The 26,524-nt window shown below is 55.9% G+C and carries 26 protein-coding genes; 10 read left to right on the forward strand and 16 right to left on the reverse strand.

Features of this window, described 5'->3' with window-relative positions; all coding sequences use genetic code 11:
* Nucleotides 1–26: 26 nt before the first annotated feature.
* Genes C3451_RS15985 through tamA form a run of 3 tightly spaced genes read right to left on the reverse strand, consistent with a single transcriptional unit; the run spans nt 27 to nt 5,880 of the window.
* A complete protein-coding gene (locus C3451_RS15985) occupies nt 27–371 on the reverse strand; it encodes a gamma-glutamylcyclotransferase (RefSeq protein WP_022646852.1) in 345 nt (114 codons plus the stop codon).
* 2 nt (nt 372–373) lie between these two features.
* Complete coding sequence (gene tamB / locus C3451_RS15990) at nt 374–4,150, reverse strand: autotransporter assembly complex protein TamB (protein WP_045620971.1); 3,777 nt, start codon at nt 4,148–4,150, stop codon at nt 374–376.
* A complete protein-coding gene (gene tamA, locus C3451_RS15995; RefSeq protein ID WP_022646850.1) occupies nt 4,147–5,880 on the reverse strand; it encodes an autotransporter assembly complex protein TamA in 1,734 nt (577 codons plus the stop codon). The genes tamB and tamA overlap by 4 nt, the downstream gene beginning before the upstream one ends.
* A gap of 224 nt (nt 5,881–6,104) precedes the next feature.
* Here tamA and msrA point away from each other — a divergent pair, with 224 nt between their 5' ends.
* Both msrA and C3451_RS16005 read left to right on the forward strand, forming a co-directional pair.
* A complete protein-coding gene (msrA, locus tag C3451_RS16000; RefSeq protein ID WP_003856057.1) occupies nt 6,105–6,746 on the forward strand; it encodes a peptide-methionine (S)-S-oxide reductase MsrA in 642 nt (213 codons plus the stop codon).
* Nucleotides 6,747–6,996: 250 nt separating this feature from the next.
* Nucleotides 6,997–8,334 carry a hemolysin family protein gene (locus C3451_RS16005; protein ID WP_022646849.1) on the forward strand — a complete coding sequence of 446 codons (1,338 nt, stop codon included), beginning with the start codon at nt 6,997–6,999 and terminating at the stop codon, nt 8,332–8,334.
* Between the two features lie 76 nt (nt 8,335–8,410).
* Here C3451_RS16005 and C3451_RS16010 read toward each other — a convergent pair whose 3' ends face one another.
* Entirely contained in the window at nt 8,411–8,617 is a 207-nt protein-coding gene (locus C3451_RS16010) for a DUF1107 domain-containing protein (RefSeq protein ID WP_003856054.1), read from the reverse strand.
* Nucleotides 8,618–8,941: 324 nt separating this feature from the next.
* Between C3451_RS16010 and C3451_RS16015 the strand changes: the two genes are divergently transcribed.
* Nucleotides 8,942–9,499 carry a YtfJ family protein gene (locus C3451_RS16015; protein WP_045620972.1) on the forward strand — a complete coding sequence of 186 codons (558 nt, stop codon included), beginning with the start codon at nt 8,942–8,944 and terminating at the stop codon, nt 9,497–9,499.
* On the opposite strand, the gene cysQ is transcribed toward C3451_RS16015, so the two are convergent.
* Entirely contained in the window at nt 9,493–10,233 is a 741-nt protein-coding gene (gene cysQ / locus C3451_RS16020; RefSeq protein WP_022646848.1) for a 3'(2'),5'-bisphosphate nucleotidase CysQ, read from the reverse strand. The two genes, C3451_RS16015 and cysQ, sit on opposite strands and share 7 nt — an antisense overlap.
* A 190-nt stretch (nt 10,234–10,423) precedes the next feature.
* Here cysQ and C3451_RS16025 point away from each other — a divergent pair, with 190 nt between their 5' ends.
* The gene (locus C3451_RS16025) at nt 10,424–12,367 is read left to right on the forward strand and encodes a bifunctional 2',3'-cyclic-nucleotide 2'-phosphodiesterase/3'-nucleotidase (RefSeq protein ID WP_045620973.1); all 1,944 of its coding nucleotides are present in this window, start codon (nt 10,424–10,426) and stop codon (nt 12,365–12,367) included.
* 93 nt (nt 12,368–12,460) lie between these two features.
* On the opposite strand, the gene C3451_RS16030 is transcribed toward C3451_RS16025, so the two are convergent.
* On the reverse strand, nt 12,461–12,847 hold the full coding sequence (locus C3451_RS16030; protein WP_045620974.1) for a helix-turn-helix domain-containing protein: 387 nt from the start codon (nt 12,845–12,847) through the stop codon (nt 12,461–12,463).
* A gap of 84 nt (nt 12,848–12,931) precedes the next feature.
* Between C3451_RS16030 and C3451_RS16035 the strand changes: the two genes are divergently transcribed.
* The 3 genes from C3451_RS16035 to C3451_RS16045 all read left to right on the forward strand — a co-directional run bounded on the left by C3451_RS16035 (nt 12,932) and on the right by C3451_RS16045 (nt 15,727).
* The gene (locus C3451_RS16035) at nt 12,932–13,780 is read left to right on the forward strand and encodes an SDR family oxidoreductase (protein ID WP_022646845.1); all 849 of its coding nucleotides are present in this window, start codon (nt 12,932–12,934) and stop codon (nt 13,778–13,780) included.
* Nucleotides 13,781–13,861: 81 nt separating this feature from the next.
* The gene (locus C3451_RS16040) at nt 13,862–14,686 is read left to right on the forward strand and encodes an AraC family transcriptional regulator (protein ID WP_045620975.1); all 825 of its coding nucleotides are present in this window, start codon (nt 13,862–13,864) and stop codon (nt 14,684–14,686) included.
* 75 nt (nt 14,687–14,761) lie between these two features.
* Nucleotides 14,762–15,727, forward strand: coding sequence for a DMT family transporter (locus tag C3451_RS16045; RefSeq protein WP_023305304.1), 966 nt, complete (start codon nt 14,762–14,764; stop codon nt 15,725–15,727).
* A gap of 80 nt (nt 15,728–15,807) precedes the next feature.
* Here the strand turns inward: C3451_RS16045 and C3451_RS16050 are convergent, their stop codons facing one another.
* Nucleotides 15,808–17,454: a methyl-accepting chemotaxis protein gene (locus C3451_RS16050; RefSeq protein ID WP_023299149.1), complete on the reverse strand. Its 1,647-nt coding sequence runs from the start codon at nt 17,452–17,454 to the stop codon at nt 15,808–15,810.
* A gap of 245 nt (nt 17,455–17,699) precedes the next feature.
* Here C3451_RS16050 and ytfE point away from each other — a divergent pair, with 245 nt between their 5' ends.
* The gene (gene ytfE / locus C3451_RS16055; protein ID WP_022646841.1) at nt 17,700–18,362 is read left to right on the forward strand and encodes an iron-sulfur cluster repair protein YtfE; all 663 of its coding nucleotides are present in this window, start codon (nt 17,700–17,702) and stop codon (nt 18,360–18,362) included.
* An 86-nt stretch (nt 18,363–18,448) separates the two neighbouring features.
* Here the strand turns inward: ytfE and cycA are convergent, their stop codons facing one another.
* Nucleotides 18,449–19,858, reverse strand: coding sequence for a D-serine/D-alanine/glycine transporter (gene cycA, locus C3451_RS16060; RefSeq protein WP_022646840.1), 1,410 nt, complete (start codon nt 19,856–19,858; stop codon nt 18,449–18,451).
* A gap of 314 nt (nt 19,859–20,172) precedes the next feature.
* Nucleotides 20,173–20,793 carry an FKBP-type peptidyl-prolyl cis-trans isomerase gene (gene fklB / locus C3451_RS16065; protein ID WP_022646839.1) on the reverse strand — a complete coding sequence of 207 codons (621 nt, stop codon included), beginning with the start codon at nt 20,791–20,793 and terminating at the stop codon, nt 20,173–20,175.
* Between the two features lie 231 nt (nt 20,794–21,024).
* Here fklB and C3451_RS16070 point away from each other — a divergent pair, with 231 nt between their 5' ends.
* Nucleotides 21,025–21,663 (forward strand): OapA family protein, encoded by a 639-nt coding sequence (locus tag C3451_RS16070; RefSeq protein WP_015572481.1) that lies wholly within the window; start codon nt 21,025–21,027, stop codon nt 21,661–21,663.
* A gap of 46 nt (nt 21,664–21,709) precedes the next feature.
* Here C3451_RS16070 and C3451_RS16075 read toward each other — a convergent pair whose 3' ends face one another.
* The 5 genes from C3451_RS16075 to rpsF all read right to left on the reverse strand — a co-directional run bounded on the left by C3451_RS16075 (nt 21,710) and on the right by rpsF (nt 24,231).
* The gene (locus tag C3451_RS16075; protein ID WP_022646837.1) at nt 21,710–22,639 is read right to left on the reverse strand and encodes a DMT family transporter; all 930 of its coding nucleotides are present in this window, start codon (nt 22,637–22,639) and stop codon (nt 21,710–21,712) included.
* A 152-nt stretch (nt 22,640–22,791) separates the two neighbouring features.
* Nucleotides 22,792–23,241 (reverse strand): 50S ribosomal protein L9, encoded by a 450-nt coding sequence (gene rplI / locus C3451_RS16080; protein ID WP_006810372.1) that lies wholly within the window; start codon nt 23,239–23,241, stop codon nt 22,792–22,794.
* Between the two features lie 41 nt (nt 23,242–23,282).
* The gene (rpsR, locus tag C3451_RS16085; RefSeq protein WP_000135199.1) at nt 23,283–23,510 is read right to left on the reverse strand and encodes a 30S ribosomal protein S18; all 228 of its coding nucleotides are present in this window, start codon (nt 23,508–23,510) and stop codon (nt 23,283–23,285) included.
* A 4-nt stretch (nt 23,511–23,514) separates the two neighbouring features.
* A complete protein-coding gene (gene priB / locus C3451_RS16090) occupies nt 23,515–23,829 on the reverse strand; it encodes a primosomal replication protein N (protein ID WP_022646836.1) in 315 nt (104 codons plus the stop codon).
* A 6-nt stretch (nt 23,830–23,835) separates the two neighbouring features.
* Nucleotides 23,836–24,231, reverse strand: coding sequence for a 30S ribosomal protein S6 (gene rpsF / locus C3451_RS16095; RefSeq protein WP_003856034.1), 396 nt, complete (start codon nt 24,229–24,231; stop codon nt 23,836–23,838).
* A 340-nt stretch (nt 24,232–24,571) separates the two neighbouring features.
* Between rpsF and yjfY the strand changes: the two genes are divergently transcribed.
* Nucleotides 24,572–24,847 (forward strand): DUF1471 family protein YjfY, encoded by a 276-nt coding sequence (gene yjfY, locus C3451_RS16100; RefSeq protein ID WP_023299144.1) that lies wholly within the window; start codon nt 24,572–24,574, stop codon nt 24,845–24,847.
* 133 nt (nt 24,848–24,980) lie between these two features.
* Here yjfY and C3451_RS16105 read toward each other — a convergent pair whose 3' ends face one another.
* Both C3451_RS16105 and C3451_RS16110 read right to left on the reverse strand, forming a co-directional pair.
* Nucleotides 24,981–25,667 carry an L-ribulose-5-phosphate 4-epimerase gene (locus C3451_RS16105; RefSeq protein ID WP_045621040.1) on the reverse strand — a complete coding sequence of 229 codons (687 nt, stop codon included), beginning with the start codon at nt 25,665–25,667 and terminating at the stop codon, nt 24,981–24,983.
* Nucleotides 25,660–26,520, reverse strand: a complete 861-nt coding sequence (locus C3451_RS16110) for an L-ribulose-5-phosphate 3-epimerase (protein WP_022646833.1) — start codon at nt 26,518–26,520, stop codon at nt 25,660–25,662. Before C3451_RS16110 ends, C3451_RS16105 begins: the two co-directional genes overlap by 8 nt.
* Nucleotides 26,521–26,524: the final 4 nt, after the last annotated feature.

Genomic DNA, 26,524 nt, shown 5'->3' on the forward strand with positions numbered 1-26,524 from the left:
CCACCTTACGGTGGCGCTGTCGTTTTTCAGAACTGGTCTCTGTCTAACCAGTTACCGCTTTCAATCAGCGTTAACCCGTTGACCGAACGTTGGTACACATACATCCATGCACTGCCGTAAGGCGTCTGGATCAACTGGCGAGCGTATTCACCGCCCCTGGTGCGCAAGGCATCAAGTTCGGCCAGCGTAGCATTATCAATACGATAAACCTCACCCTGTACCGTTCCGTTCCCCGGAACCGCGCCTGGATAGTGGCCCAGACTGTACAACTGGTAGTTTTCGATTGTGTAATTTCCCAGCAACTGGGCGTTGGTCATCCAGTGGCTGTTGCCTTGCTTGGTTCGTAAACTGCCATAAACAAATATTCGCATTGCTAAAACTCAAACTGATAGAGCAGATCAAGTGCCTGGTCTACGCCGGACACTGCTTCCAGATATAGCTTAGGCATCAGGCGATAACGTAACGTGAGTGTAGCCAGTGAGTCAAAGATCCCCACGCCATATTTTACCTGTAGACCCGGCAGTACATAGCCGCTGACCACTACCTGCGAAGAGTCACCCACGCCCTGAGTGTCCAGCGCCAGATTGCTTACGCCAAACGTCTCGCCGATTTTACCCACAACCTGACCACTTTGTGCAACCCCCAGACCGACTAACATCGATGTCATTGCCGCACCATCGCCCTGTTGGCTATCCAGACCCTGGCCGCGCAGCAGGTAGGAAAGCGCTTCCTGTTGCGACATGGCCGGGTCAGAGAAGATCTCTGCCTTAGGTTCATCGGCGGAGCCCGTCACGCGCACGCCCGCAATCACATCATCTTCGGTGGCTTCCGGGTTACGGATCGCTTCGATATTGAGTACCGGCTGATCCGGTGGGCCGGAGAACAGCAGCTCACCTTTACGCACAATCAAATCCTGACCGTAGGCATGGAAGCGCCCTTCAGGAATATTGATTTGTCCATTGAGGCCAAGCCCCTGTTGATCCTGCGCCACCTTCAGGTCACCCGTGAGTCTCGCCTTCAGCCCAAACGCGTCCAAACGCACGTTATTCCCCACGTGCACAATAAGATTACTATTGATCGGTATGCCAGCGCTCTTCTGTTCAACAGGTTTCAGATTTTCATTGAGCATAACTTCATCACTGGAGACGCCAACCGCGCTTTCCGGCACTTCGTGAACCACGATGCGCGCCCAGGGCACGTCGACGCGGCCGTCCAGGGTGAAGAGACTCGGCGTTGCCTCAAAGACCACGTCTGGCGACACGTCCAGGCGCACCATCGGCGGTACCGTGATACGCACCCTGCTGCCCTTGGCCGCAATACGGGCGCGCCAGTTGTCGAGCTGGCTCCAGTCTGCGTCACCAGTCAGGTTGATTTGTCCCTGCTGTGTCAGCACTGAGCCACTGAGGGTTGAGCTTTGGCCGTTAAAGTTCATCGTCAGCTGGCTTGGCTGCATATCGAACGGCATAAAGTTACCGTCAATGTCCACGCCGTTTAACCGCATCTGGCCAAACAGCTGCGGGCTTTGCGCATCCCCCGCCAGACGCAGGTTGGCGCTGAGCATCCCCGCCGCCTTTTCTCCCCGCGAGAAAATCGGATTCACCATCGCCAGGTTGAAGTTGCGAATATTGACGTTGCCGCCGAGATTGCGCCGCCCTTGCGGATCGGTAATTTGCACCTGTCCGTCAAGCTGACCGTTGTTGGTCAGACGAATAAGCCATCCCAGTTCCGCACGATTGTTACGCAGGTCAGCGTTCACATTCAGGGTGTCGAACGCCACCGGCAGCGGCGCGTCATTGACCTCCTGCGTCACCTTCACGTTACGCCCGGAGAGGGTAACGCTGCCCTGCGGCAGTCCCTCTTTAGTGGTGTCCCACGCGACGTCCGCTTTACCGCTGAAGACCCCGCTGGCCTGGGTGGTTTCCGGCATAAACGGTTTCAGCATCGCCAGGTCAAAACGGTTGAGGTTGATCTGCGCGCGTCCTTCCGCGCCCGCATCAATGGTCTGCGGCACGCACAGCTCAGCATTCGGGTTGGTCCAGCAGTGTGGCCCAATGCTGATCTTTTGCTCCGCATTGCGGTAGTCCAGCGCGATGGATCGGGACAGCACCAGCGGGCCGACCGGCGTGCTGAAGCGGGTGTTATCCAGCACGCCCTTCCAGCGCGTTGCCTGGCGGTCAAAACTGCCCGTCAGGTGCAGCTGCCCGGAGACCGGCTCGCCCTGCACGCGCAGCTGGAGATCGTGCTGCTTTTCGTTACCTTTTGCCGCCAGCGTGACCAGACTGATGTTCACGTCCGGCTGGGAGATACGCTCCACGCGCAGGTCCAGGTTTCCGCCGATCTGATCGGTGGATTTCACGTCCCCTTCGACGCGCACGCGGGCAATGGAAAGTTCCTGCCAGCGCAGGTTATTGGCGGTGATGTCCGCCAGCAGCTGCGGCGCCTCCACTGTACCGCGAACCTTCACTAACCCCTTCGCCGTCCCACCAAGACCCGGCAGGGCGTTATCGAGATTTGGCGCGTCGATGGTGGCATCCAGATCGAGATCTTTCACCCCCAGCTCGCCTTTGATATCTGCCGTGTTGCGGCCCAGCGCCACGTGCAGGCCCGGGATCACCCACTGGAGATAGCTGTTGCCCTTAAGCGAGCCCTCTACGTTGACTTTGTTCTGCTTCACGTTGCCGGTGAGCTTGAGTTCCGGCACGTCCATCTGCCAGGTGCCACCGTACAGGCTACCGCGGGTTTTGATCAGGCCATCCAGTTTTGACGGCCAGTCCGGGACCTCTTTAGCGGTGTTGATCCCGGTCAGCTTCAGCTCGCCGCGCCAGCTGATCGCCTGCTGCCAGTCGAGCAGCGCGGTCAGCTCGGTTTTCCCTTCCAGCGCCGCCACGGTCAGCTTGTCGAGGTTAACCTGCAACTCGTTACCCTTCGCATCCAGAGTAATATCGGCGGGCGGTACTCCCTGCCCCTTCACTGCCGTACGGAACGACAGCGTGTAGTCGGTCATTTTGCCACTCAGCTTCAGCTTTAGATCGTCGGCCTGGAACTGCTTTTCACCGGTGAACGGCCAGTAAAGCTGCTTGCTGACAATCTCAAGGTTGAGCGGTAGACCGGCCTCTGCCAGCTGGGTTTGCCCGCGCAGTACCATATCCACAGGGCCGGAGAGGTTCACGCCGAACTCCAGCTTCTCGCGCAGCGCGCCGCCGACTTTCACCTTCACCTTCTCGCCTTTCAGCGGATCGATGTTCAGGGCGCTGTTAAGGGTAATATCTACCGGCCAGTTATCGCGCAGCAGCGCATTGCCTGAGGCGTTTACCGACCCCTGGTTGGTATCGATATCCAGCGCGTCGAGCTTCATGTTGCCGTCGATACTGCTGACTTTAAGCAGCATGTTGAAGACCGTCAGATCGGTATCGCCGGTCAGACGCAACTGCTCGCCTTTAAACTCTTCGATATTGAGGTTCAGCGGCAGATGCACGTCGGTCATCTCCGGCAGAACCGGTTTCGAGAAGAGATCTTTCAGCGTTTCACCCAGCGGTTTTTCTTCCGGCTGCGGGTTCTGGATCTTCGGCTCGACGATCTCTTCCTGCGCCACGTCGGCCACCTTCGGCAGCGCAATCAGCAGCCCTTGCAGGGAGGTTGGGGTCAGGGTGAGGTTTTTCTCCTGCCAGCGCAGACCGGAGGTGAAATCCATCACCGATACCGTCGTGTCGTCGATTTTGATATTGACGTTATCCAGCGCGACCCGGTAGAGCGCAATCGGGTACGGCGTGGAGAGATTCAGCGGGCCGCTGTCCTCTTCCTCGACAGGCTCAGACTTCGGCATTTTTTTGGAGTCTATCGCCACGTTCACATCTTTTAGCGACAGATCGTTTACGCAAAGCTGGCTGTCCCGCAGGCAGCCGAGCTTTACCGCCAGATGAAATTCGCCCGCGTTCACCGCCACGCCGGGCTGTTCATAACGAATATTCTTCAGGCGCAGATCGCGCCAGCCGCCCATCACCTGGCCGATTTCCAGCCCTGGCACCCAGCGGTTCGCGGCGTTAAACAGCAGATGCAGACCCGTGGTGGTACCCACCAGAAATGCCACCGTACCGAGCAGTAATACGATAAAAATCAGCACCCCGAGGCTTATCTTCTTCCATAAACTCATAATTCAGGCCCCAGACCGATGTAAAACTGTAAACCGTGTTCTTCTTTGTCGCCCACCGGAACGGCGAAATCGAGCTTGATCGGCCCGACCGGTGACTGCCAGCGCACGCCCACACCCGCGCCGGTTTTGAAATCGCTGCGGCGGATGTCGTTCACCGCCTCGCCGCTGTCGACAAACATGGCGCCCCACCATTTGCCGCTGACGTTGTACTGATACTCCAGCGAGCCGGTCGCCAGTTTAGAGGCCCCGGTCAATTGGCCTTTCTCGTTTTCAGGTGAGATCGATTTGTACTTATAGCCGCGAATGCTGCGGTCGCCCCCGGCGAAGAAACGCAGATCTGGCGGAACGCGTTCGAAGTCACCGGTTTCGATCCAGCCCAGGTTGCCGCGAACCACAAAGCGGTGCTTGTCGTAGAGGGTACGGATCCAGACGTTTTGCGCCTGCACGACGGAGAAATCCACGTCTGAGCCCCAGGCGGAGTTGGAATAATCGATGGAGTAGCGCTGTGAATCGCCCCAGGTCGGCATCAGGCCACCGCGCGAGCGGGTACGGCTGATCATCACGCCCGGATAGAGCAGCATGGTGGTGTTGGTGACGTTTGCCTGAGTAAAGTGGTCAAGGCTCCAGCGCAGGTTAATGGCGCGCTGCCAGCCGCTGGAGAGATCCCAGAAGCGTGATACCGCAAGCGTCGTCGAATCCTGCTCGGTATCGTTCAAATCGGTACGTTTAAAGCCGCCCTGCACGAGGTAGTATTGCTCAAGCGGATTTTTCAGCAGCGGCATTTTATAGCTGAAGTCCAGCTGCTGTTCAGGCGCAGACAGGCTGAGGCTGGTGGTCAGGCTGTGACCGTAGGAGTTCATCCACGGTTTTTTCCACGAGGCTTTCACGCGCGGGCCGACGTCCGTGGAGTAGCCGACACCGGTCTCAATGGTGTTCTCGGTGCGCGGTGAGACCACGCCATGCAGCGGTAACACTTTCGTTTTACGGGATTTATCAAATTGCGGTGCCACCACCACGGAGTTAAACCAGCCGGTGGCAGATAAACGACGGTTCAGCTCGCCCAGGTCGCTAGACTGGTAGTAGTCGCCCTTTTTAAACGGCACCAGGTTTTGCAGATACTCATCACGGATTTGCGATCCTTCAAAGGTTACATCGCCAAACCGATAGCGCTCGCCGCTGTCGTAATCGATATCCCAGAATGCCTGACGTCGTTCAAGCGCAACGCCCAGCTGGCTTTTGTTGAACTGGCTGTCAAAGTAGCCTTTGCGCAGCGAAACGCTGGTTAAGGATTTTTTAAAGCGATCGTAATCCCCGTGATTAAGCACGGTGCCCACTTTCGGGCGGTTGCTGAGCAGATCCAGGTAGTCACGATCCGTGCGTGCACCGCCGCGCAGCACCACGTTCGTGCCGCCAATCAGGACGGGTTCTCCCGGCGAGACGCGGGCAATCAATACCTGACGTCCTTTAGCCGGCGGCGGCCGTAAATCGAAATCAATGGTGGGTTCGTAGTACCCCAACGCCTTTAAGCCTTCGCGAATGGCGTCATCCACGCGCGCGCGAAAACGCCGATCCGGCGTGACTTCATCGCTCTGGATGGTGGAAAGCTGCGCACGCACGTTTTTTTCCAGCGCCCCGGATAACCCCTCAACCTGCAAACGGACATTCGCCGCGCTGGCAATCCCGCTTGTCAGCATTAAACTGACTAAACATAACTGGCGGATCTTTGTCACGTTTTCTCCTGAATATCCCTGTTTCCACCCTGGAAGCAAATGCAGTGCCGCTCCGCGGCAAAATACGGCCTGAAAGCCAAAAACCCAAATTACGGGTTGAAAAAGGGCCTAACACCCAAATATTTCTTATGATTAAATCTAGACTCATTCATCGCATTTATTGTGTTCAATTAAACGCTTCGTGACAACCTTAACCGAAACAACGCTACCCCGGAGGCCCCACCGTGAGTTTATTTGATAAAAAGCATCTGGTATCACAAGCCGATGCGTTACCGGGACGCAACACCCCTATGCCAGTGGCGACATTACACGCCGTAAACAACCATTCAATGACAAACGTTCCTGATGGAATGGAGATCGCCCTGTTTGCCATGGGCTGCTTCTGGGGCGTAGAACGCCTGTTCTGGCAACTGCCGGGCGTGTACAGCACCGCTGCGGGCTACACCGGAGGATATACGCCTAACCCAACCTACCGCGAAGTCTGTTCCGGTGAGACCGGTCATGCTGAAGCGGTGCGTGTGGTGTATGACCCGAGCGTCATCAGCTATGAACAGTTGCTCCAGGTGTTCTGGGAAAACCATGACCCGGCGCAGGGCATGCGTCAGGGTAACGATCACGGCACCCAATACCGCTCGGCCATCTATCCGCTCACCCCTGAGCAGGAGGCTGCGGCCCACGCCAGCCTGACGCGTTTCCAGGAAGCGATGCAGGCAGCCGGTGATAAACGTCAGGTCACGACGGAAATCGCTACTGCGAAACCGTTCTACTATGCCGAAGACGACCACCAGCAGTACCTGCATAAAAATCCGTACGGCTACTGCGGCATTGGCGGCATCGGCGTCTGTCTGCCTCCACAGCAGGACTGATTACTGCATCAGCGCCACGCGAGCCGCGTGGCGCGCCTGTAAGCAAAAGTGTCAGTTCATTACTTAACCACTCACTGCCTTTTCATCCGGCCACTTTTTGCCGAAAACGTGACCTCTGGCAGATTTACACGCCTTTACGCTATACTACCGCTGAAATAATCGGCTCAACGCTACGAGCTGAGTTCAATGTGTCTTCACACGAATGGTATCAACTCCCCTTCTGAGGATCTGGCGAGAAGCCGGATAAACTATGTTAAACAGTATTTTAGTAATACTTTGTCTTATTGCCGTCAGTGCATTTTTCTCGATATCGGAGATCTCGCTGGCTGCCTCCCGTAAAATCAAACTGAAGCTGCTTGCCGACGAGGGCAACATCAACGCATCACGCATTCTGAAAATGCAGGAAAACCCAGGCATGTTCTTTACCGTGGTGCAGATTGGCCTGAACGCGGTCGCCATTCTTGGCGGTATCGTGGGCGATGCAGCATTTTCTCCGGCGTTTTATAGCCTCTTTGTAAAGTACATGTCCGCAGAGCTGGCCGAGCAGTTGAGCTTCATCCTCTCCTTCTCGCTGGTCACCGGTTTGTTCATTCTATTCGCGGACCTGACCCCGAAACGCATCGGTATGATTGCGCCAGAAGCTGTGGCTTTGCGTATCATCAACCCGATGCGCTTCTGCCTGTATGTCTTCCGTCCGCTGGTGTGGTTCTTCAACGGCCTGGCGAACGTCATTTTCCGCATCTTCAAGCTGCCGATGGTGCGTAAAGACGACATCACCTCCGACGATATTTATGCGGTGGTGGAAGCCGGGGCGCTGGCAGGCGTGCTGCGCAAGCAGGAGCACGAGCTGATCGAGAACGTTTTCGAACTGGAATCCCGTACCGTGCCGTCCTCCATGACCGGCCGTGAGAACATCATCTGGTTCGATCTGCATGAAGACGAGCAGAGCCTGAAGACCAAAGTGGCGCAGCATCCGCACTCCAAGTTCCTGGTCTGTAACGAAGATATCGACCATATCATCGGCTATGTGGACTCCAAAGACCTGCTGAACCGCGTACTGGCAAACCAGAGCCTGGCACTGAACAGCGGCGTGCAGATCCGTAACACCCTGATTGTGCCGGACACCCTGACGCTCTCCGAAGCGCTGGAAAGTTTCAAAACCGCCGGTGAAGACTTCGCGGTGATCATGAACGAATATGCGCTGGTGGTGGGCATTATCACCCTCAACGACGTCATGACGACGCTGATGGGCGACCTGGTCGGCCAGGGGCTGGAAGAACAAATTGTGCAGCGTGATGAGAACTCATGGCTGATCGATGGTGGTACGCCAATTGAAGACGTCATGCGCGTGCTCGACATCGACGAGTTCCCGCAGTCCGGAAACTACGAGACCATCGGCGGCTTTATGATGTTTATGCTGCGTAAGATCCCGAAACGTACCGACTCGGTGAAATTCTCTGGCTTCAAGTTTGAAGTGGTGGATATTGATAACTACCGCATCGACCAACTGCTGGTAACGCGCATTGATAGTAAACCGACCGTGCTGGTACCGAAGCTGCCAGATGCGGAAGATAAGGTGTCGGCGTAACCCTTTGTATGTCCCACAAACATCAACGGCTCCCATTGGGAGCCGTCTTTTTAACTACTACTGCATAGCACGTTGGTTAAGCCATCTCAGTTTGCAGACGCATAACCTGACGGTTGACTTCGGACATCACAGACAAGTGCTGTTTGTCCTTCACTTTCGGGATAAGGATTTTGCCCTTATCGAACTCAAAAGCGCCAACATCCTTGATATACAACCGTCCACGGAACAGGATCTTCACGTACTTCGCCACCTGAAGCGGGTTGTAGCGTTGGAAAATTTTCATTCTTGTATCTCCTGCGAATCATACGCCCTTGCGGTGCCACAATCGGCCCGACTGTCCTGAGCGCAAATTTTGATGCCCAATGACTATAGACCAGAACCTCGTACTTACCCAGTGTGCATAAGTTTATTTACCGTTTGATTACAATTATTCAGAATAATCTTTGCAAAGCGTGATACAGAGCAGTATATGCCGTCGTTTTTGCGTGGATATGTGCGTTCGCCCGCAAACTGGCATCGGGATTGCGGGAAAAGCCCATTGATCGCACTTATGATTAAAAGCGCATGACCAAGTGGTCGGATCACCTGCTCACAATAAGGAAACACCATGACCCTACGTAACCTCCTGGCAGCAGCTTGCCTGTTGCTGCCGCTGATGGCTTCCGCACACAACATTGAAAAAGGACAACGTGTCCCGCCGGTCGGCATTGCTGACCGGGGAGAATTGATTCTCGACAATGATAAGTTTAGCTATAAAGCCTGGAATAGCGCGCAGCTTGCGGGCAAAGTGAGAGTTGTACAGCATATTGCCGGACGTACATCCGCTAAAGAGAAAAACGCCACCCTCGTGGAAGCGATCAAGGCCGCAAAACTCCCGCACGATCGCTACCAGACCACCACCATCGTGAATACCGACGACGCGATTCCCGGCTCCGGGATGTTTGTGCGCTCAAGCCTTGAGAGCAATAAGAAGCTCTATCCCTGGTCGCAGTTTATTGTCGACAGCAACGGCGTGACGCGTAAAGCGTGGCAGCTGGAAGAAGAGAGTTCAGCGATTGTTGTGCTGGACAAAAACGGTCGCGTACAGTGGGTTAAGGACGGCGCGCTGACGCAGGATGAGGTGCAGCAGGTAGTAGCCCTGCTGCATAAGCTACTGGCTCAGTAAAGTGACACCCTGAAGCCAGGGTTGAGGAATGACTCGCGCGGGGTGTAGTCCAGTGGCTTACCCTGCCAGTCATGCACATGCGCGCCAGCGGCCGCAGCCACCGCATGCCCTGCCGCCGTATCCCAGACGTTCGTCGGCCCGAAACGGGGGTACAACTGCGCCTGCCCTTCCGCCACCAGACAGAACTTCAGCGACGAGCCGATCGACGTCGTCTGGTGTTCCCCCAGCTGTTGCAGGTACTCCTCCAGCTCGCTGTCGCTGTGCGAGCGGCTGATCACCACCAGCGGAGGACGGGCATCTCGCACCTGGATCTGCTTACGCACGCCGCACTCTTCCTTCCAGGCTTTACCTTCCGCCGCGCTGTACATCACCTTCATCACCGGGGCATAAACCACGCCAAGCACCGCCTTTCCTTTTTCAATCAGGGCGATATTCACGGTAAATTCACCGTTACGCTTGATGAACTCTTTCGTGCCGTCCAGCGGGTCCACCAGCCAGTAACGCTGCCAGTGCTGACGTTCGTCCCAGCCCTGGGGCGCTTCTTCAGAAAGGACCGGAATATCCGGCGTCAGGGTCTGCAAACCTTTCAGGATCACCGTATGCGCCGCGATATCCGCCGCCGTCACCGGGGAGTCGTCCGCTTTGCTGACAACATCCATCGGTTTCGCACCGTCGTACACCTGCATAATGGCATCACCCGCATCCCGTGCGAGCTGACAAATTTGATCTAACATTCTCCACCTCTTCGTTAACGCAGTGGGCATAACTTATTGTTTTAGTTATATCGTAATGTGAACAATTCCGCTATCTGTGAAGCAATTCTGGTTTCAGCGTTCTTTTTTCTGGCAGCATTCACACTTCTGTAAGCAACAAATACTACATACATACTCTTTTGTGGCTTGGATCAAAAAAAGGACTCCTCAGATGATTAAGTTTAGCGCAACGCTCCTGGCAACGCTGATTGCGGCAAGCGTTCAGGCAGCGACGGTGGATCTCCGCATTCTGGAAACCACCGATCTGCACGGCAACATGATGGACTTCGATTACTACAAAGATACGCCTGTCGAAAAATTCGGACTGGTACGTACGGCAAGTTTGATCAACGCCGCCCGCAGTGAAGTGAAAAACAGCGTGCTGGTCGATAACGGGGACTTAATTCAGGGCAGCCCGCTCAGCGACTACATGGCGGCGAAGGGGCTGAAGAAAGGCGAGATCCATCCTGTTTATAAGGCAATGAATACGCTGGACTATGCCGTCGGCAACCTGGGCAACCACGAATTTAACTACGGCCTGAAATACCTGCACGATGCGCTGGCAGGGGCAAAATTCCCGTACGTTAATGCCAATATCATCGACGTTAAGACGAAAAAGCCGCTCTTTACCCCTTACCTGATTAAAGAGACCGAGGTTGTCGACCAGGACGGTAAAAAACAGACGCTGAAAATCGGCTATATCGGCTTTGTGCCGCCGCAGATCATGACGTGGGATAAAGCCAACCTCGACGGGAAAGTAACCGTCAACGACATTACCGAAACGGCGCGCAAATACGTGCCGGAGATGCGGGCGAAAGGCGCAGATGTGGTGGTCGTTGTGGCCCACTCTGGCCTCTCGGCCGACCCGTATCAGGCGATGGCTGAGAACTCCGTGTATTACCTCAGCCAGGTACCGGGCGTCGATGCGATCCTGTTTGGTCACGCCCACGCCGTCTTCCCGGGCAAAGATTTCGCCAGTATCAAAGGCGCGGACATCGAAAAAGGGACGCTCAACGGTGTGCCATCGGTGATGCCGGGCATGTGGGGCGACCACCTTGGCGTGGTAGATCTGGTGCTGAATAACGACAGCGGGAGCTGGAAAGTCACGCAGTCGAAAGCGGAAGCGCGTCCGATTTATGATGCCGCTGCAAAAAAATCCCTGGCCGAAGAAGATAAAAAGCTGGTCGATGTCCTGAAGCATGACCACGACGCAACGCGTGAATTTGTCAGCAAGCCGATCGGTAAATCGGCTGATAACATGTACAGCTTCCTCGCGCTGGTACAGGATGACCCGACCGTGCAGGTAGTCAACATGGCGCAGAAAGCCTATGCCGAGCACTATATTCAGGGCGATCCGGATCTGGCCAATCTGCCGGTACTGTCTGCCGCGGCGCCATTCAAAGTGGGCGGGCGTAAGAACGATCCGGCCAGCTACGTTGAGGTGGAAAAAGGCCAGCTGACCTTCCGTAATGCCGCCGATCTCTACCTCTATCCCAACACCCTCGTGGTGGTGAAAGCCACCGGGAAAGAGGTGAAGGAGTGGCTGGAGTGCTCTGCCGGACAGTTCAACCAGATCGATCCGCACAGCAGCAAACCGCAGTCGCTGATAAACTGGGACGGTTTCCGCACCTACAACTTCGACGTGATCGACGGCGTGGAATATCAGATTGATGTAACCCAGCCCGCGAAATATGACGGCGAATGTCAGGCCATTAATCCGCAGGCAGAACGCATCAAACACCTGACCTTCAACGGCAAAGTGATTGATCCGAATGCCTCTTTCCTGGTGGTGACCAACAACTACCGCGCCTATGGCGGTAAGTTTGCCGGTACGGGTGACAGCCACATCGCCTTTGCCTCGCCGGATGAGAACCGTTCGGTGCTGGCGGCGTGGATTAGCGCGGAGTCGAAAAAAGCGGGTGAAATTCATCCGGCGGTGGATAACAACTGGCGTCTGGCGCCGATCCACAGCGACACGACGCTGGATATTCGCTTTGAGACATCACCGTCCGATAAAGCAGCCGCGTTTATCAAGGATAAGGCGCAGTATCCGATGAAACAGGTCGCTACGGATGATATTGGGTTCGCGATTTATCAGGTGGATTTGAGCAGGTAGCGATGATTGTGCCGGGTGGCGCTTGCGCTTACCCGGCCTACGGGATCGAGGATTGCGGGTAGGCCGGGTAAGGCGAAGCCGCCACCCGGCATTTCATGCCGCACGATCGTCCCGATTCGCCATCACCTTCGGCGTATTCACCTCAATCCAGTCAGCCAGCGCGGCCACCTTCTCGCTCACCTCCAGCCCCATCGGCGTCAGGCTGTATTCCACGTGCGGCGGCACAACCGGATAAGAAACGCGATCGACAAACCCGTCCTGCTCCAGCGCCTGAAGCGATTGGGCCAGCATCTTCTCGCTCACACCGCCCAGCTTGCGGCGCAGATCGCTAAAACGATGCGTCCCCTGACGTAACGCCACCAGGATCAGCACGCCCCAGCGGCTGGTAACATGTTTGAGCACATCCCGTGACGGGCACTGTTCTGCGAAGAGATTGCCATCGCGCATTTGCTCGCTGAGCGTCGGTATCGGTGTTTTCATACTTACCTTTTTGTGCGTACTTACTAAAAGTTAGTTATGGTGATAGTGTGCCACAACACCAGACAAACACGAAGGAGATTCATCATGATCGCGATTACCGGCGCAACCGGCCAGCTTGGCCAACACGTTATTGAAGAACTGCTGAAAACCGTTCCGGCCAGCCAGATCGTGGCTATTGTGCGTAACCCGGCAAAAGCCGACGCCTTAAGCCAGCGGGGAATTGTGGTACGTCAGGCGGACTATACCGACCAGGCCGCGTTCACCACCGCCCTGAACGGCGTGGATAAGCTGCTGCTTATCTCCTCCAGCGAAGTGGGCCAGCGCGCCGCACAGCATCAGAACGTGATTAACGCCGCCAAAGCCGCCGGGGTGAAACTTATCGCCTACACCAGCCTGCTGCATGCGGATACCTCCCCGCTGGGTCTGCACGTTGAGCACGTCGAAACCGAAAATGCACTGGCGGCTTCAGGCGTGCCTTACGCCCTGCTGCGCAACGGCTGGTACACCGAAAACTATCTGGCAAGCGCGCCGCCAGCGCTGGAACACGGCGTATTTATAGGTGCCGCAGGCGAAGGCAAAATTGCCTCTGCGACCCGTGCGGATTACGCGGCAGCTGCGGCAAAAGTGATTTCTGAAGAGGGTCACGCCGGCAAGGTGTATGAACTGGCAGGTGACAATGCCTGGACGCTGAGCGAACTGGCTGCGGAGCTGAGCAAGCAGAGCGGTAAGCCGGTAACGTATCAGAACCTCAGCGAAGCCGATTATGCCGCTGCACTGAAAGGCGTTGGTCTGCCTGCCGGGCTGGCGGAGATGCTGGCGGATTCCGATACCGGCGCGTCCAAAGGCGGCCTGTTTGACGACAGCCGTACCCTGAGCAAACTGATTGGCCGTCCGACCACGCCGCTGGCGGAGAGCATCAAAGCCATTCTGTAATTGTTAAGAATTGGTTATTTTTTGTGGCATCCCTTCGGGTCATCTCGGATAATGAAGCGATGACCCACAAGGAGGCTCACCGTGCAAGGCGTACCGGAACAGTTTACTGATGAGAGAGACAGCGCGCGCTTTCGCCATCTGGCGCAGTTGCCGGGTCTGGAGCTATATCACGCGCATATTGCTGACTACGCCTTTGAGCCTCACACGCATGAAGCCTTCGGTATCGGCACCATTGAAACCGGCGCCGAACGCTTCCGTTACCGCGGAACCCAACACTTAGCCGCTGAAAAATCGGTCGTGACCATGAACCCGGACGAGATCCACACCGGCGAATCCGCCACCGAAGGCGGCTGGCGCTACCGGATGGTCTATATCGAACCCGACCTGCTGGAAGAAGTCACCGGCCTTCGCCACTGGTGGTTTAGCGACGTGACCCGCCACGACCCGCTGCGCTCGCAGCAAATTGGCCAGCTGATTTACGGCCTTTGGCATACGAACGATGCGCTGGCACAAAAAGGGTTGCTGCTGGATCTGATTGAGACGTTCCAGCCGCTGGCCCGTCACGCGCCGGTAGCCCGGGAGGGCGCGCACCGCTTCGAGCGCGTTCGCGACTATCTGCACGACAACTATATGCGCGCGCTCACCCTGGACGAACTGGCGAGCGTCGTGTCGCTCAGCCCGTACCATTTCCAGCGCCAGTTTAAGGCCCATTTTTACGTCACCCCACACCAGATGCTGATGGCCATCCGGCTGTGGCGCGCCAAAGCATTCCTCACCCACGGCATGCCTGCCGCCGAGGTGGCCGCCGCAACGGGGCTGACCGATCAGTCTCACCTGACCCGCGCCTTTACCCGCCGCTACGGCATTACGCCCGTGCGCTACCAGAAGCAGGTTTCGCCGCGCTAATGCGCAACCTCATACAATACGCGTGCATCTGTGCCTCCTACACTGGCTACAACATGTATTACTGTGGACGAAAAGATGATTAGCGGCGTGTTGTATGCCCTGCTTGCAGGGTTGATGTGGGGGCTGATTTTCGTCGGCCCGCTGATTGTGCCGGAGTACCCGGCAATATTGCAGTCGACCGGACGCTATCTGGCGCTGGGGCTTATTGCCGTGCCGCTGGCATGGCTGGGGCGTGCGCGTCTGCGCCAGCTGAGTCGCCAGGACTGGCTCACCGCGCTGTGGCTGACCATGATGGGTAATCTTATCTACTACGTCTGCCTGGCGAGCGCCATTCAGCGTACCGGTGCGCCGGTGTCGACCATGATTATCGGCACGCTGCCGGTGGTCATTCCGGTTTTCGCAAACCTGCTTTATAGCCAGCGAGACGGGAAACTGGCGTGGTCAAAGATGGTGCCTGCGCTGGTATGCATCGCCGTGGGGCTGGTGTGCGTGAATATTGCCGAGCTACGCCACGGCCTCGAAAACTTCAGCTTGTGGCGTTACGGTTCTGGGATCTTTCTGGCGGTTATTTCGGTTGTCTGCTGGGCCTGGTATGCCCTGCGCAACGCACGCTGGCTGCGGGAAAACCCGGATAAGCATCCGATGATGTGGGCGACGGCGCAGGCGCTGGTCACGCTTCCTGTCTCGTTGCTGGGCTATGTGGGTGCATGTATCTGGCTGGGTAGCCAGCATCCGGATTTCGCCCTGCCCTTCGGACCGCGCCCGTGGGTATTCGTCGGGTTAATGGTCGCCATTGCCGTGCTCTGTTCGTGGGTTGGCGCGCTGTGCTGGAACATTGCCAGCCAGAAGCTGCCGACGGTGATACTGGGGCCGCTGATTGTCTTTGAAACGCTGGCCGGGCTGCTCTATACCTTCCTGATGCGCCAGAGCGTGCCGCCGCTGCTAACGGCCTGCGGGATCGCGCTGCTGGTCGTTGGGGTGGTGATTGCGGTGAGAGCGAAGCCGGAAAAACCGATGGTCGTTCCGGCGTCGGAGGGGTGAGCTTTTCGACCAGCGGCGCTTAGCTTGCAGGGCCTACAAAACCGTAGGCCGGATAAGCGTCAGCGCCACCCGGCACAGTATCAGAACGTTTCCCAGTTCGCTTCAGACGCCGCTACGGGCTGCGCTTTAGGTGCATAGGTCTTTACCGGCGCGGCTTTCACCGCCTGGTTACGGGTGATCTTAAACACCGCCACCGCGTCGTTCAGGCGCGCGGCCTGATCTTCCAGCGCCGCCGCCGCCGCCGCAGACTCCTCCACCAGCGAGGCGTTCTGCTGGGTAACGCGATCCATCTCCGCCACCGCCTGGCCCACCTGGTCGATACCGCGGCTCTGTTCGTCGGAGGCCGACGCAATCTCACCCATGATGTCCGTCACGCGCGTAACTGCATTAACGATCTCTGCCATCGTCGCGCCCGCTTCATTTACCAGCTGAGAGCCCGCGTTAACGCGCTCGCCGGAATCATCGATCAGGGCTTTGATCTCTTTCGCCGCCTGAGCGCTGCGCTGGGCAAGGGTACGCACCTCACCCGCGACAACCGCGAAGCCACGCCCCTGCTCGCCCGCACGCGCCGCTTCTACCGCCGCGTTCAGCGCCAGAATATTGGTCTGGAAGGCAATGCCATCGATTACGTTGGTAATTTGCGCAATTTTGCTGGAACTGGTGGCGATTTCGTCCATGGTGCGCACCACGCCTTCTACCACATTTCCGCCCTTCTTCGCGGTGGAGGAGGCGTCCAGCGCCAGACGAGAAGCCTGACGCGCGTTATCGGCGTTTTGCTTCACGGTGGCGGTTAACTGTTCCATGCTGGCTGCCGTCTCTTCCAGAGAAGCGGCCTGCTGCTCTGTGCGAGACGAGAGATCGTTGCTGCCCGCCGAGATTTCACCCGCGCCGGTGTAGATGGTATCTGCGCCTTCACGCACCACGCCCACCGTGTTGGCCAGCGCAGTCTGCATCTCCTGAACGTTGCGCGCCAGGATCGCCATTTCATTTTTACCCTCAGCCTGAATCGGCTGGGTTAAATCCCCTGCCGCAATGGCGCGGATATGGCTGATCACCTCTTCCAGCGGCAGCAGCAGCACGCGGCGCATCGCAATCCAGCTGGAAATAATCACCGCGATCACCAGCAGCATCACCGCAGAGAGGATCCACAGAATGCGTTTGTAGTCGCTTTCATTGTCTTTGATGCCTTTGTCGGTGAGCGCGGCCTGCGCCTCGCGCCATTCGCGATAGACCTTTTGCATCGCGGTCTGCTTCTGTTCGGCATTTTGTTTGAACATATCTTCCAGATTGCCCTGCCCCAGCAGAACGTTCATTTGCGTCAGCGTGGCGGAGTAGATGCGGTAGTGCTCTTCCAGCCTGTCGGCCAGGTGCTCGTCCATACCCGGCGTTTCCGGCAGCGCGTAATATTTATCGTAATGTGTCTGGGCATCAGCCAGCAGGTTTTTCGCGGTATTGACCAGCTCGTTCAGCTGCCCGCCATTAATCTGCGACGCCATGCTGCTTTGCAGACGCAGCATGCCGCGGTTAAGGGTGACACGCGCCTGATTCAGGCTGATCCAGGCGTCGGTAAACTCCGCGACGTTCTGGCTGGAAAGCTGAGAAACGGTGAAGTTCTCTTTGTCGTTATTGAGCGCATTAATGAAAATGCCGGCGGAGATCAGTTGCATGATGCCGAGCACAAGCAGCACCGAAATCAAAAGAGTAATGACTTTTATACGTTTAAACATGCGTTGCCTTTTTTATATACAGGTATTGTCTGACCTGTATCTATCGGCACGCGCGGCAGGTTGTTTACTGTTTCTCCACCTTTAAAAACTTTCGAAAGCCCTTTTCTGCATTCAATCAGCAAGTTAAAAGCACGTTTTTTTTGTGATCCCCTTCTCATTTTTACCCTTGCCTCTAAAGGGTTATAGTATCCACATAAAGATGCATTTAAAATGCATCTTATATTCCTGATGATGAGGTAACTGCTATGGCCTTCCGCGACCAACCCTTAGGCGAGCTGGCGCTCTCCATCCCTCGCGCTTCAGCGCTGTTCCGTAAATACGATATGGATTACTGCTGCGGCGGTAAGCAAACGCTGGCGCGCGCAGCGTCGCGTAAAGAGCTGGATGTAGAAGCTATCGAAGCGGAGCTGGCTAAGCTGGCAGAACAGCCTGTCGACAAAGACTGGCGCACCGCGCCGCTGGCTGAAATCATCGACCATATCATTGTGCGTTATCACGACCGTCACCGCGAACAGCTGCCGGAGCTGATTTTACAGGCCACCAAAGTTGAGCGCGTTCACGCCGATAAACCTTCCGTACCGCGCGGCCTGGCGAAATACCTGACCATGCTGCACGAAGAACTATCCAGCCACATGATGAAAGAGGAGCAGATCCTCTTCCCGATGATCAAACAGGGCATGGGCAGCCAGGCAATGGGGCCAATCAGCGTGATGGAAAGCGAACATGATGACGCCGGCGAACTGCTGGAAGTGATCAAACACACCACCCACAATGTCACACCACCACCAGAGGCGTGCACCACCTGGAAAGCGATGTACAACGGCATCAACGAGATGATCGACGATCTGATGGAACACATCAGTCTTGAGAATAACGTTCTGTTCCCGCGTGCATTATCGGGTAGATAAAAAAGCCCGGTGGCGCTAGCGCTTACCGGGCCTACAACGTCCTCGAACGTAGGCCGGGTAAGCGTCAGCGCCACCCGGCAACATGCTTAACGCATGCCTGCCATCCGTTTCTTACCGATAAACAGCCAGCCCAGCCCCAGCGCGATAAACCACAGCGGCGTGACGATGAGCGCCTGACGGGTATCTTCTTCCAGCGTCAGTAGCACCAGCACGAAGACGAAGAACGCCATGCACACCCAGCACATCAGCTTGCCCAGTGGCATCTTGTAGATCGACTTCTCATGCAGATGTGGACGCTGTTTGCGGTACACCAGGTATGAGCAGAGGATGATGGTCCAGACGAACATAAACAGGATCGCCGACACCGTGGTGATCATGGTGAACGCGCCGATTACGCTCGGGTTAACGTAGAGCATCACCACACCGCCCAGCAGACAGATGCAGGAGAAGGTCAGCCCTTTCGCCGGTACCGCACGTTTAGACAGTTTGGCGAACGCGCTCGGGGCAACGCCCTCCTGCGCCAGACCAAACAGCATACGGCTGGTGGAGAAGACGCCGCTGTTCGCGGAAGAGGCCGCAGAGGTCAGCACCACGAAGTTAATCAGGCTCGCGGCAGCAGGCAGCCCCACCAGAACGAACAGCTCGACGAACGGGCTCTTGGTTGGCACTACTGAGCTCCATGGCGTCACGGACATAATGATGATCAGCGCGAACACGTAGAACATGATGATACGCAGCGGAATGGAGTTGATCGCGCGCGGCAGGGATTTCTCCGGATCTTTAGTTTCCGCCGCCGTAGTTCCCACCAGCTCAATCCCGACAAACGCGAACACCGCAATCTGGAAACCGGCGAAGAAGCCGCTGATGCCTTTCGGGAACCAGCCGCCATCATTCCACAGATGGGCAAACGAGGCCTGAACGCCAGTTGGCGACTGGAAGTGCGTCAGCACCATTACCAGCCCGACGACAATCAGCGCGATGATGGCGACGATTTTGATCATCGCGAACCAGAACTCCATCTCACCGAACATTTTAACGGTCGCGAGGTTGAGGCTCAGCAGCAGGACAATCACCGCCAGCGAGGCCACCCAGTCCGACAGGCCGGGGAACCAGAATTGGGCGTAGGCCGTAATAGCGACAACATCCGCCATGCCGGTAACCACCCAGCAGAACCAGTAGGTCCAGCCGGTAAAATAGCCCGCCCACGGGCCAAGCAGGTCTGACGCGAAGTCGCTGAAGGATTTGTATTCGAGGTTCGAGAGCAGCAATTCACCCATTGCACGCATCACGAAAAAGAGCATAAAACCGATGATCATATAAACGAAGATGATCGACGGGCCTGCAAGACTGATAGTTTTGCCCGAGCCCATAAACAGCCCTGTGCCGATGGCGCCGCCAATGGCAATGAGCTGAATGTGACGGTTCGTGAGATTTCGCCGTAGCGACTGTTCAGACGTCGCCTCTTCTGCGGCGGCGACTTTGACCTGATCTACCATGTGATATTTTCCTGTTTATGCCTGTCTGTGTTGTTAAGGCTCTTCTGGCCTTTAAATACGCCAAATAAATGACGGTCCCTTTGTAAGGGCTTATCGATAGTAGGTAAGAATCGGCGGGATGAATACTATGATTTGAATATTATGTTAATAATATGTTGAAAGTGAGTGTCATATCACTCATACAGCGCGAAACAGCTCACAAAAATACACGTAACAGTTTCGTTTGCAATACAAAATGTTGATTCCGTCGTAACTCCAGGTTTTTTCGCTATTTTCCTCTCCCCGATCGGAGAGAGGAAAATAAGAAAAACCGATTACAGGATTTCCAGCAGTTCGACTTCAAACACCAGGGTGCTGAATGGCGGAATGGACGCGCCAGCGCCACGCTCGCCGTATGCCAGGTTGTGCGGGATAGTCAGTTCCCATTTTGAACCTACTGGCATCAGGGTCAGGGCTTCGATCCAGCCTGCAATCACGCCGTTGACCGGGAATTCAGCCGGTTCGCCACGCGCGACGGAGCTGTCGAACACGGTGCCGTCGATCAGCTTACCGGTGTAGTGTACGCGAACGTGGTCGGTACGCGCCGGGATTGCGCCATCACCCTGATTGATTACGCGGAACTGCAAGCCGGACTCGGTGCTGTTCACGCCTTCACGCTCACGGTTCTCTTCCAGATATTTCACGCCTTCTGCCGCCATCTCTTCGAAACGCGCGCGACGTACAGTGTCAGCACGTTCGTGGATTTCACGCAGCGCACGGTGCACAACGTCAACCGGCACAGCGGGCTGCTTGCCTTCCAGCGCGTCAGCGATACCCGCCACCAGCGCTTCCGGTAACAGACCTTCCAGGCCGGATTCGCTCAGCTGCTGTCCTACCTGCAAGCCGATGCCGTAGCTTGCCTGCGCTTCGATAGTGTCAAAAGTCGGGGTGGTCATGGGTTTTCCTTCCATCACATTTAAAGTAGCGGGCAGCATATCAGCCATGCCCTTATGGGTAAAACTTTGTCTTAAGTAAAGGTGACAAACTGCGACGAAACGGAAACAATAGTAGCCGTCAGGATTTTCCCTAATATATGTCACGAAAGCTGGCTTTGTTACGCCCATCAGGCAGTTAGCAAACTACACTTCTCAGGACAGGATAAAAAGACGCGGAGCAGGAGGAGAGCCATGCCCGGGCGATTTGAACTGAAACCTACCCTGGCGAAAATCTGGCATGCGCCGGATAACTTTCGCATCATGGACCCGCTGCCGCCTTTGCACCGCAGAGGCATTATTATCGGCGCGTTGCTGATCGTCATCGGCTTCCTGCTTCCTTCCGGCAGTGACAACGTTGATACCGCGCCGGTCAGCCGGAATGCTGAGCTGGATATCCAGTCGCAAAGCCAGCCGCAGCCTGATTCACAGCCGATGCAGACGCAGCTGGTCACACCGTCTAACGATCCGGGCCAGGTTGCGCCGGTTGAACCTGAACCGGTTCAGGAAGATCAGGAGCAGGCCGCCGCCCCTTCAGAGCCACAGGCGCAACAGCCCACCGGCATTGAGCAGCAGTGGCGTTCGTATCGCGTAGAGCCTGGGAAAACTCTTGCCCAGCTGTTCCGCGACCACAATCTGCCAGCAACGGATGTGTATGCCATGGCGCAAGTCGAGGGGGCAGGCAAACCGCTCAGCAACCTGCAAAATGGTCAGATGGTGCAGATCCGCCAGAATGCCAGCGGGGTGGTAACCGGGTTAACGATCGATACCGGAAACGGGCAGCAGGTACTGTTTACCCGCCAGCCGGACGGCAGTTTCATCAGAGCACGTTAATGGCCCAGGCCGGGTAAGGCGATGCCGCCACCCGGCACTTTTGTTCTCAGGCACGACGTTTATTCACCCACCAGATCCCCGAGCAGACCAGCACCAGCGCAATCGCGTATTTGATGTCCAGAATGTCTTCGCCGAGGAATATGGCGGAGAGCACTGTTCCTGCTACAGGTATGACAAAGTTGAACGGGGCAATCATACTCACGCGGTTCACTTTCAGCAGCGCGCTCCACAGGGCGAACGCCACGGATGAGAGCAGCGTCAGATACCCCAGCACGGCGACGGCCTTCATGCTGTGCACCTCCAGCGCCCCGCCTGTGGCATAGCCTCCCACAACCAGTGCCGCCCCGCCTATCGCCAGCTGCCATCCCGTCATCACCGTCGGGTCAACGGTCTGGGAAATGCGTTTCCCGTAAAGCGTAGCCGCAGAGAGAATAAAGGCCGCCAGCACCACAAATCCGTCACCTTGCCAGACAAACTGGAAATCACTTAACCCGCCGTGGAAGTTCACCAGCATCACGCCGGTAAAGCCCAGAACACAGCCCAGCGTTTTGTTATAGCTGAGTTTGTCGTTGTGGTAGATAAAGTGCGCCAGCAGCACGCTGAAGAAGGTCCCGGTGGCATTCATGATCGAACCGTTCACCCCGGTGGTGTAAGCAAGGCCGATATAAAAGAAGGTGTACTGGATGGTGGTCTGGGTCAGCCCGAGGATCGTGAGCTGACCAAACTGCGTGGGTGTGAGCCTGGCAATCGGTTTACGCTGGGCCAGGGCAAAGAGCAGCAGCAACGCACCGGCAAACAGAAAACGGTATCCGGCAAAGACGACTTTGGACGGAATATCATCGGTCGCGATCTGGAAGAGTTCGTAGCCGCTTTTAATGGCCGGGTATGAGCTTCCCCAAAGCAGACAGCAGAGCGTGGCGCAGGCATAGGCCACATTTCGACGGGCAAAGACGGGCGTGGGCAGAGCGGTATCCATGACAAATCTCATAAATAAAATTGCGTTTCAATTTATTATCAGAGAATGCATCAGGAATAGCGACCTTACAATCGCAAAACATGACGTAGGGTCACGCTAAAAAGCAAAACGCCGGCACAAGGCCGGCGCTTCGACGTGAGCAGAGTAAAAAATTACTCAGCTACTACGTTAACAACCAGTTTAGCGAACACTTCGCTGTGAACCTGGAAGTCAACTTCGTGCTCACCAGTGGTACGCAGAACGCCGTTCGGCATGCGAACTTCGCTCTTAGCCACTTTAACGCCTGCTGCAGTGACTGCATCAGCGATATCGCGGGTACCGATGGAACCGAACAGTTTACCTTCGTCGCCAGCTTTAGACGCGATGGTAACGGTGCCCAGTGCGTTGATTGCTTCAGCGCGAGCGTTAGCAGCCGCCAGAACGTCAGCCAGTTTGGCTTCCAGTTCAGCACGACGTGCTTCGAAAAACTCTACGTTTTTCTTAGTAGCTGGAACAGCTTTACCCTGTGGTACCAGGAAGTTACGAGCGTAACCCGCTTTAACGTTTACCTGATCACCCAGGCTGCCCAGGTTTGCTACTTTATCAAGCAGAATAACTTGCATTACCTTATCCTCTTAAAGTCGTATTAATGGACCGTGCCCGATTACTGATGACGATCAGTGTACGGCAGCAGAGACAGGTAGCGAGCGCGTTTGATAGCGCGAGCCAGCTGACGCTGATATTTTGCACGAGTACCGGTGATACGGCTTGGGACAATCTTACCGCTTTCGGTGATGTAGTTTTTCAGCGTTGCGATATCTTTATAGTCGATCTCTTGAACGCCTTCCGCGGTGAAACGGCAGAACTTGCGACGACGGAAATAACGTGCCATTTGGCTAGTCTCCAGTATCTATCAAATCAATCTGCTCGGCATGCAGAACCATTTTGCTCAGGCCGTTCTTTGCCTTGTGGCAAGAGATGAACCCCTGAACGATTACTGCACTACCGACCGTTAAACTGTGAGTAATGGCCTGGTTTTCGTGTCCGCTAATGATAACGGGCATTTGGCACCACGCCTGCCGGTGAAACCCGGCTTCCTCTTGCACAGAACGATGCTCAAGCACGAACTGGCAATGCGGAATTCCTGATGGGCTGACCTTTCGAAGGGGGGTCCTGCACACGGTGCCGGACAACACCAGACGGTTGGTCATCAGAAATTACTCTTCAGAATCCCCAGCATCAGAATCATCTGCGGTTTCGTTTGCGAAATCATCGCGACGCTCACGGCGCTCGTCTTTCGCTTTAACCATCGGAGATGCTTCGGTCACTGCGTGTTTGGTACGCATAACCATGCTGCGGATAACGGCATCGTTGAAGCGGAAGGTAGTTTCCAGCTCATCAATCACTTCCTGCGGCGCTTCAACGTTCATCAGAACGTAGTGAGCTTTGTGCAGTTTGTTGATTGGGTAAGCCAGCTGACGGCGGCCCCAGTCTTCCAGACGGTGGATCGTGCCTTCTGCACCAGTGATGGCAGCAGAGTAACGCTCGATCATACCCGGAACCTGTTCGCTCTGGTCAGGATGGACCATAAAAACGATTTCGTAATGACGCATCGAATTGCTCCTTACGGATTATTCAGCCTCCTGTCTGGGTCAGCCGAGGCCCGGGGAGGCAAGGAACGTGTTAAAGGTCGGCTGAAAAATTGACGCGTCATAATACTTGCGCGCCCCGCTAAACACAAGGTGATTGCACAAATAATTCGCACAAAGGGTAAAGCTGTTCTAAGTGGGTGATTTAAAATCTCACTTATCAGAAACGCTGTTTTTTTGAACAACACCATCAGAAATGGTCACCCATCGCAACCCGAGTAGCGATTACACTTTAATCAGAAGCCTTAAGCAGAGAAGGAGAGCATTACCCCATATCACAGCACGCAGTCGTGGAGCGCATATCATGAAAAGAATCGCATTCGCCATTTTGGCTGCGCTTTTGCTCAGTGCAAACGCGATGGCAGCCATCAAGATAGACAGCCGACAGGCCAGAAACATGGATGATGTGCAGAGCTTAGGCGTTATTTACATCAATCATAACTTCGCCACTGAAAGTGAAGCAGATCAGGCGCTTAATGAAGAAACCGATGCGCAGGGCGCAAAATACTATCACGTCATACTGACACGTGAGCCCGGCAGCAACGGCAATATGCGCGCCAGTGCAGATATTTACCAGTAACGCTTTATCGCCAGCACCAGGAAAGCCAACGAAAATCATAGCTATATATGATTGCCCCCTGCCGGGGGCTTTTTTTATGAATGGCTCCGGAATACCACCGGTTACAACTGTTTCGGTATTCCAGAGCACTTATTCACTTCTGCCCGTAATAAGCATTCGGGCCGTGCTTACGCATGAAATGCTTGTTCATCAGATAATCATCAATGCCCTGAAGCTGTGGGTTAATGCCGCGCGCAATCCACGCCATCCGAGCCACCTCTTCCATCACCACCGCGTTATGCACGGCGTCATGCGCATCTTTACCCCAGGAGAATGGACCATGCTGGAACACCACAATACCCGGCGTATGCAGTGGTTCCGTCTCACCCAGCGTTTCGATAATGACCCTGCCGGTGTTAAGTTCGTACTCGCCTTCGACCTCAGCCTGCGTTAACGCCCGCGTGCAGGGAATATCGCCGAAGAAGTAGTCCGCGTGCGTCGTACCCAAAGCAGGGATCGCCAGCCCGGCCTGTGCCCAGGCGGTGGCGTGCGTGGAATGGGTATGCACAACACCACCCAGGGACGGGTAACGCTGGTACAGCGCCAGATGGGTTGCCGTATCTGAAGAAGGACGCCATTTGCCTTCAACAACGTGTCCTTCCAGGTCAACCACCACCATATCGTCCACTTTCATGGCGTCATAGGCCACGCCGCTCGGCTTAATCACCACCAGCCCCCGATCGCGATCGATGGCGCTTACGTTGCCCCAGGTAAACGTCACCAGTCCATAGCACGGGAGATCCATATTGGCCTCAAAGACCTGCTGTTTCAGCTTAAGCATGTTCCGCCTCCAGTAAGCCTGCCCGCGCCATGCGCTCGCGCACCCAGTCCCGGGCTTTCGCCACTTCTGCCGCCGGGTCGTCCGCGGTTTCGCTCCACATCTCAATCAGGTAAGGTCCGCAATAACCTGTCTGTTTAAGCGTCTGGAAGCACCGTTCGAAATCCACCACCCCGGTGCCGAACGGTACGTTTTTAAACACGCCGGGACGGGTATCTTTTACGTGCACCGCCACGATATGCCCGATGCCCGCCTGAAGCTCCATCTGTACGTCGTTATCCCATGCCGACAGGTTGCCGATATCCGGATAAAGCTGGAACCACGGATTGTTCAGATAGTGCGCGTAGCCCAGCGCCTTGCTGATGGAGTTCATCAATGGATAATCCATGATCTCCATCGCCAGCGTCACCTGCGCACGGCTTGCCATCTCAACGCTCTCTTTCAGGCCGTCACGGAAACGACGGCGCGTCTCATCGTTGGCTTCCTGATAGTAAACATCGTAACCCGCCAGTTGGATCACGCGGATGCCAACATCCTGTGCAAAGCGAATGGCTTTACGCATGATCTCCAGCCCTTCGGCGCGTACGGCATCATCTTCGCTGCCAAGCGGAAAACGACGGTGAGCGCTCAGGCACATGGACGGCACGCGCACGCCGGTTTCGGCAATGGCGCTCACCAGCGCCAGACGCTGGTCGCGGCGCCAGTCCAGGCGAGAAAGACGCTCGTCCGTCTCATCCACCGACATTTCGACAAAATCGAAACCCAGCTGCTTCGCCAGCTGTAACCGCTCCAGCCAGCACTCCCCCGCAGGGAGTGCCTTTTCATAGATGCCAAGCGGGACCTGTTTTGACAACATACCC

It is taken from the genome of Enterobacter sp. 301B (genome assembly GCF_003850715.1).
Lineage (GTDB): Bacteria > Pseudomonadota > Gammaproteobacteria > Enterobacterales > Enterobacteriaceae > Enterobacter > Enterobacter intestinihominis.

Coding starts and splice junctions, on each gene's coding strand:
- C3451_RS16105 (WP_045621040.1), bottom strand. CDS start 25,667: ATGCTTAAGCTGAAACAGCAGGTCTTTGAGGCCAATATGGATCTCCCG.
- tamB (WP_045620971.1), bottom strand. CDS start 4,150: ATGAGTTTATGGAAGAAGATAAGCCTCGGGGTGCTGATTTTTATCGTA.
- cysQ (WP_022646848.1), bottom strand. CDS start 10,233: ATGTTAGATCAAATTTGTCAGCTCGCACGGGATGCGGGTGATGCCATT.
- rpsR (WP_000135199.1), bottom strand. CDS start 23,510: ATGGCACGTTATTTCCGTCGTCGCAAGTTCTGCCGTTTCACCGCGGAA.
- C3451_RS16005 (WP_022646849.1), top strand. CDS start 6,997: ATGTTAAACAGTATTTTAGTAATACTTTGTCTTATTGCCGTCAGTGCA.
- C3451_RS15985 (WP_022646852.1), bottom strand. CDS start 371: ATGCGAATATTTGTTTATGGCAGTTTACGAACCAAGCAAGGCAACAGC.
- cycA (WP_022646840.1), bottom strand. CDS start 19,858: ATGGTAGATCAGGTCAAAGTCGCCGCCGCAGAAGAGGCGACGTCTGAA.
- ytfE (WP_022646841.1), top strand. CDS start 17,700: ATGGCCTTCCGCGACCAACCCTTAGGCGAGCTGGCGCTCTCCATCCCT.
- C3451_RS16045 (WP_023305304.1), top strand. CDS start 14,762: ATGATTAGCGGCGTGTTGTATGCCCTGCTTGCAGGGTTGATGTGGGGG.
- C3451_RS16015 (WP_045620972.1), top strand. CDS start 8,942: ATGACCCTACGTAACCTCCTGGCAGCAGCTTGCCTGTTGCTGCCGCTG.
- rplI (WP_006810372.1), bottom strand. CDS start 23,241: ATGCAAGTTATTCTGCTTGATAAAGTAGCAAACCTGGGCAGCCTGGGT.
- rpsF (WP_003856034.1), bottom strand. CDS start 24,231: ATGCGTCATTACGAAATCGTTTTTATGGTCCATCCTGACCAGAGCGAA.
- C3451_RS16110 (WP_022646833.1), bottom strand. CDS start 26,520: ATGTTGTCAAAACAGGTCCCGCTTGGCATCTATGAAAAGGCACTCCCT.
- C3451_RS16075 (WP_022646837.1), bottom strand. CDS start 22,639: ATGGATACCGCTCTGCCCACGCCCGTCTTTGCCCGTCGAAATGTGGCC.
- C3451_RS16010 (WP_003856054.1), bottom strand. CDS start 8,617: ATGAAAATTTTCCAACGCTACAACCCGCTTCAGGTGGCGAAGTACGTG.
- C3451_RS16030 (WP_045620974.1), bottom strand. CDS start 12,847: ATGAAAACACCGATACCGACGCTCAGCGAGCAAATGCGCGATGGCAAT.
- priB (WP_022646836.1), bottom strand. CDS start 23,829: ATGACCAACCGTCTGGTGTTGTCCGGCACCGTGTGCAGGACCCCCCTT.
- C3451_RS16070 (WP_015572481.1), top strand. CDS start 21,025: ATGCCCGGGCGATTTGAACTGAAACCTACCCTGGCGAAAATCTGGCAT.
- C3451_RS16050 (WP_023299149.1), bottom strand. CDS start 17,454: ATGTTTAAACGTATAAAAGTCATTACTCTTTTGATTTCGGTGCTGCTT.
- C3451_RS16025 (WP_045620973.1), top strand. CDS start 10,424: ATGATTAAGTTTAGCGCAACGCTCCTGGCAACGCTGATTGCGGCAAGC.
- C3451_RS16035 (WP_022646845.1), top strand. CDS start 12,932: ATGATCGCGATTACCGGCGCAACCGGCCAGCTTGGCCAACACGTTATT.
- yjfY (WP_023299144.1), top strand. CDS start 24,572: ATGAAAAGAATCGCATTCGCCATTTTGGCTGCGCTTTTGCTCAGTGCA.
- fklB (WP_022646839.1), bottom strand. CDS start 20,793: ATGACCACCCCGACTTTTGACACTATCGAAGCGCAGGCAAGCTACGGC.